Source organism: Acidimicrobiales bacterium (genome assembly GCA_035536915.1).
GTDB lineage: Bacteria > Actinomycetota > Acidimicrobiia > Acidimicrobiales > JAHWLA01 > JAHWLA01.
Genome location: DATLNE010000021.1, coordinates 1 through 5371 on the forward strand (window position 1 = coordinate 1; position 5371 = coordinate 5371).

General features: G+C 67.5%; 6 protein-coding genes. 1 reads left to right on the forward strand and 5 read right to left on the reverse strand.

Annotation, left to right across the window (positions count from 1 at the left end; all coding sequences use genetic code 11):
* Positions 1-118: 118 nt before the first annotated feature.
* From VM938_05930 to VM938_05950, 5 genes are all read right to left on the reverse strand, one after another.
* Positions 119-1636: a recombinase family protein gene (locus VM938_05930; protein HVF74569.1), complete on the reverse strand. Its 1518-nt coding sequence runs from the start codon at positions 1634-1636 to the stop codon at positions 119-121.
* Positions 1633-1767 carry a hypothetical protein gene (locus VM938_05935; protein ID HVF74570.1) on the reverse strand — a complete coding sequence of 45 codons (135 nt, stop codon included), beginning with the start codon at positions 1765-1767 and terminating at the stop codon, positions 1633-1635. Before VM938_05935 ends, VM938_05930 begins: the two co-directional genes overlap by 4 nt.
* Before the next feature lie 286 nt (positions 1768-2053).
* Positions 2054-2416: a hypothetical protein gene (locus VM938_05940; GenBank protein ID HVF74571.1), complete on the reverse strand. Its 363-nt coding sequence runs from the start codon at positions 2414-2416 to the stop codon at positions 2054-2056.
* Positions 2417-2537: 121 nt separating this feature from the next.
* On the reverse strand, positions 2538-4226 hold the full coding sequence (locus VM938_05945; protein HVF74572.1) for an AAA family ATPase: 1689 nt from the start codon (positions 4224-4226) through the stop codon (positions 2538-2540).
* A gap of 230 nt (positions 4227-4456) precedes the next feature.
* Positions 4457-4621: a hypothetical protein gene (locus tag VM938_05950; GenBank protein HVF74573.1), complete on the reverse strand. Its 165-nt coding sequence runs from the start codon at positions 4619-4621 to the stop codon at positions 4457-4459.
* Positions 4622-5135: 514 nt separating this feature from the next.
* Here VM938_05950 and VM938_05955 point away from each other — a divergent pair.
* Positions 5136-5371 (forward strand): hypothetical protein (locus tag VM938_05955; protein ID HVF74574.1); only part of this gene is annotated, 236 nt, incomplete at its 3' end.

Below are 5371 nucleotides of genomic sequence, written 5' to 3' on the forward strand. Positions count from 1 at the left end.
CGCCGCCAGTTCGGCCACCGACCGCCCCTCGCGCAGGTGCGCCTCGACCAGGTACTGCCCCATGTCCACAGGAGACTCCTCGGCTCGGGTGTCTCCTATGTCCTGACACAGATGTCGCCTATGTCATGGGATCAGGCACTGCCGGGGGCGCCGATCGCGCCAATGGGCGAACTTTCCCGTCAGCCAGCAACGGCGACGGGAAACGGAACACCGGCACCACGTCGGCGCGGCTCGTCACCGTGACCTCGTGGACCAGCGCGTTCATCAGCACCTTGCGCTCGGCCATGCTCCCCTCCTTCATCGCCGTCAGGATCAGCTTGCGGACCTTGGCGACCTGGGCCTCGCTCGGCGCACGCGGCTCGTCCTCCAGCGCCGAGGACAGGTCCATTCGCCGGGCGCGCAGTTCGACGGCGCGGTCGGCGATGGTGTCGAGGCGCTTGCTGCACGTCGCGTCGGTCAGCGTCTCAGCCTCGAAGGCCAGCAGGTAGCGCTCGATGGCGTCCTCGCCCTTGCGAAGCTCGGCCTCGACCGCGTCCAACTCGGTCAGCAGCCGGTCGCGCTCGGCCGAGGCCCGCTGGCGAGCGGCGTCTGCGGCCCGCTCGAACAGGTCCACCTCCTCGTAGAGGGCCAGCAGCGCGTCGAGCACGGCCTGGTCCAGTTCCTCGGCGGGGAGCCGGTCGGTGGGGCAGGAGTCCTTGCCGTAGCGCTGGCGGGTGAAGCAGGTGTAGTAGCGGTACCGGTAGCGGCTGCCGCCCGCGATGTTGCCCACGAAGCGCTTGCCGCACGTCGAGCACACGACGAGGCCCGACAGCAGGTAGGCCGAGGAGTTGGCGGCCCGCTTGGACAGGTTCTCGCCGCGGCCCGCCCGCAGCTCCTGCGCCGCGTCGAACACTTCGACGTCGACCAGCGGCGGGTGGGGCGCCTTGTGGTAGCGGTCGCGGAAGAACACCTCGCCCACATAGGCCCGGTTGCGCAGCACGGTGAGCACCGACATGTGCGACCAGGGCTTGCCGTACTTGGTGCGGTGGCCGCGCTCGTTGAGCCAGTTGGCGATGGCCCGCGCCCCCGTGCGCTTGGTCAGGTAGAGATCGAACACGATGGGCACCAGCGGCGCCTCGTCCTCCACCACCACGAGGTGGCCCGTCGCGGAGTCGAGGCGGTAGCCGAAGGGCGGGCCACCGGCGGTCCACTCGCCCCGCGCCGCCTTGCGCTCCATGCCCGCGATGACCCGGTCGACGATGGTCGCCCGCTCGAACTCGGCGAACACGCCGAGCATCTGCACCATCATCCGGCCCGCCGGCGTCGTCGTGTCGAAGGGCTCGGTGGCGCTGCGGAAGGCCACGCCCGCCTTGTCGAGCTCGTCCAGCAGTTGCGCCAGGCCGCGCACGCTTCGGCTGAAGCGGTCCACCCGGTAGACCAGCAGGAGGTCGAAGCGGCCCGCCCGGGCCTCGGTCAGCATCCGCTGGAGGTCGGGCCGCTCGGTGGTCGCCCCGGTCATCTGGTCGGAGAACTGCCGCACCAGCTCCCAGCCCTCCTGGCTGGCGATGTAGCTGCCCAGCCTGGTGGCCTGGGCCTCCAGGGAGTTGGGCTGGTGCTCCTCGTCGGTGGAGATGCGGGTGTAGGTCGCCACCCTCATTCGTGATCGCCTCCTGTGTCGTCGCTGTGTCGGTCGTCGGTGTGGTCGTGGCCGTCGTCGGCCATGAGCGGCGCCAGCAGCGCCGCCAGGGCCGCCAGGGCGGCCCGCTCGTGCTCGTCGGTCAGGGGCACCAGGCGGGGCGCCCGGAGCCGATGGGGTGGGACGGCCGTCCCGGCCTGCGGCCGGATGGATGGGTGCCTGCCCCGGCACGCCGTGGCGTGCCGGGGCAGGGGTGGGTGTCGTTCGGCATGGGGCGTCTCGCCCGCAGCCCGCGTCGCGCTGTTCACCTCTTAAAGACGCGAAAATGGCCCGTTCGCGGCAAGGTTTCTCGAAAAGTGCCGAAAAAGTTCGCCCATGGCCCGATCTGTCGCGGTCGTGTCGCGCCGGTGTGACGCTCGTGTCGCGGACCTGTCGCGCTCAGGGCTCGCGGACGAGGCCCTCGTCGTTGACGCGCACGCTCCAGGCCGTCTCGCCGTGCTCGCCCACGGCCACGAGGTACGGGCCGGGCGCGGTGCCCTCGCCGCCCCGGTCGACCACTCCGACCTCCAGGCGTGTGTCGCCGTGCTCGGCGTAGCTGAGCACCGGCCCCGCGCTTCCCAGCAGCAGCGACACCCGCTCGCTGCCCCGCTCGTCGTAGATGGCGACGCCGGGCAGCCAGTCGCCGTCCGTGCCGCTCAGGTCGCCGATGAACACCCGCGTGCGGCCCTGCGGGTCGCGCACCATGAAGCCCGGCGCCTCCACCACCTCGGCGGCGCCTTCGTCGTTCGTATGCTTGGCCATGTCGGTTCCTCCTCGTAGGAATCGGCCGGGCCGGGGGCTGTTAGGAGCAGCGCCCCGGCCGCTATCGGTTGTCGTGCCGGGGGACCGGCCGAACGTGCATACGTCCCCTTCGTGGACACCTTCAAGCGGCGTCGTTCCCTACCGAATCTGTGGCGTCCGGATTTGCGTTCGCCACAGCCATGATGGCCGCCCCAAGTTCGCGCACGAGCCTCCAGCCGTCGGCGTCGTGATCGAGCGGAAGGCGCTCAACCGCGTAGCGGGCGCACAGCACCTTCGAGCCCCCGAGACGCTCCCGGCCGCGACCTGCGAGGTCACCGAAGTTCGTCGGAAAGAGGGTGCGCATCGATTGTTCGAAAGCAGGTGCGAAGACCGCGTAGGTCGGCAGAACAGCCAGAGCACTACCGCTCGTCTCCGTTTCAAGGGCGGCCACCTCTACCCCCAGGGTTCCGGCCAAGTCCGCCCGCCTGGCGCCGGACTCGTCGTCATCCGAGTCCCGGTCGAAAACGACAAACACAGGGATGTCATACGCCCGAAACAAGCGCCACCACCTCGCCAGGTTGCCGATGCCGCCGACTGCGATGACATCGATGCCGTGTTCGAGCAAGTCGATTCCCGCACGGCGCAGCAAGGTCGGCAACGCGAACGACTCGGTCGGCCCTTCAACCAGCACACAGCATCGGGCGAAGAAGCCACGGATTATCCCTTCGGTCGCGCTGGCCGCGTAAAAAGGCAAGACGGTGCCTGGGGTCGCCTTTCCCGCTGCGCCGTGGTCATTGCAGAACTCAGCCAGCGAGGTCGGAGAGCGCTGCGTGGCTCTCGTTGCGCTCTGCTCCGACGACTTCGTCACAAGGGCCAAGCCGTCAAGGTGCTCGACTTCCACGAACGCTGGGCTGTGAGTCGTCACGAGCACCTGAACGCCCGTATCCGCTAGGGCGTGGATGTGACGGCCAAGCCACTGCTGCGCGAGCGGATGCAGGTGTGCCTCTGGCTCCTCGATAACAAGGAGGAGGCCGGCGTCACCGCCCGCACCGAACGCAGCGCCGTACGCGTAGGCGAAGGCGAGGGCCAAGATCTGCTCTTGTCCCGTACCAAGTTCCTGGAAGGTGCGCACCACACCGCCTGCGAGAGGATGCACACGTAGCGAGTGGAAGAAGTTCGACGGGTCGTAGGCGGAGAAGTCGAGGTCTAGGCGGTACTCCAAGTTGGCCGCGAAGCTGGCCGCGCTCTCCTTGAGGTCAGTCGAGAACTTCGCGAAGGGCTCCACCTCGTAGAAGGTCTTGACCACATCTTCGAACAGGTCGCGCAGTCTGCTGACTCGCTCCTCATCGTCTACGAGTGCGGCGTGGAAGCGCCGCATCAAACGTGAGAGGAGGGTGTACTTCGACGTGTACGACAACTGATAGTGCAGACGCCGATCAGCGCCCACGACCATGCAGAAGCACTGATCTCTCGCCTCGCTGTTCGCCCATCGGCGTGAGCCGTCTGGTGCGACCATCTCGAACAGGATCGGGCGTTCGTCATCGGGGTCGTAACGCCACGCCAGCTCCGACACCTCGAAAAACCCGTCCTTCACGGGAACGAAGGCCTCGTCAAGCTCAACAGTCACCCTCATCGGGACCGCCTCTCTTGAGCGGCCGTGAAGGTCATGGTCTTCAGGTTCGAAGCTGCCAGGCCAGCGGTCGCCGAGCACGAGCTCAACGGCCCGGACGAGGTTAGATTTCCCAGCGTTGTTCGGGCCGAGCAATACGAGTGGCCCCTTCGTCGGGAATGCCAACTCTACGCGCTCACCAATCGACCGGAAGTTCGTCACGCTCAGACGCGTCACGCGAGCCATTTGTTCAATCCCTCGTCCAGTTTCGACACCTGAGGGTAGGGCCGTGGATGTCGGAGATGCGGCCAATTGAGCTAGGTCGGCCTGTTGGCCGCGGGGGCTTTCACTCGAGGCAGGCCCGAGGGCGGCGGGGGCCGGCCTCCGGACCCTGTGGCAGAGGGTCCAACGCGGGCCCCTGGCAATCCAGCCAGGGGCCCGCATCTTGGGCACTACTTACAGTTGCCTGCCGCCCGCTTGCCGATGCACTCGTCGCAGAACTCGCCGGTAGTCGGCTTCGTCGTGCGCTCGTCGTAGCTGACAGTCGGCCAGTTGGAGCAGTTGCTGCAGAAGTGCCAGGTGTCCTTGCCGTGTCGACGGCGGTAAGTCGATGCCATGAAGGCTCGCCTCCTTGTGATGGAGCGGCACCTGCGTGGCAGACTGGAGTTGCAACGCTGCCAGTGCTGCCATCACAGGTACCACTGTCGGTTCCGAAGGGGAGGCCTGTCCGGGCCTCCCCTTCGTCGTCCTCGGGTCGAGGACAAGGTGACTCTACAGCGCGCGAAGACGGTTCACCACCAAGTCACGTTGAGCCAGTATCCCAGGTGACACCTGCCGTTGCTCCACCCTCTACCTAGTGCCTGGACCGACCGCTGGCCGACTACAGTTGTGCGGAGGGAACCCCGAGCTTGCACCGGGTACTACGTAAGGACCCACTACTACTCCTACTGCTCGCGATAACTCGTGTAGCAGGTCGCCCCGGTCGGAGGGCTATCGACATTGGCTACACCTACGGTTCCGGAGACTGCACTCCAGTACGCCGCCTCCGTGGCGCGCCGAGTCCATCGTCGGGGCGCTCCAGTGCGCTGGGGCTTCGTCAGGACCTTTGAGTCGGGCCAGAGTGCGCCACCCATGACGACGATGTTGCGCGGCGGGCGCGGCGGCGCAGTGCGACTCAAGCTCTACCTGTCGTTCCTGTGGTTCGCAGCCGCCCCGCCGCACGACGTCACGTACCCTGCGCGGGCGTGGGCCAGCCTGCTCGGACTGGAGGACCCCGAGGCCAGGGGGGCGCGTCGAATCATCGACGCAATCACTTGGTTGGATGCCCACGACTTCGTCGTCGTCGAGGGTCGGCCCCGGCGGGCGAC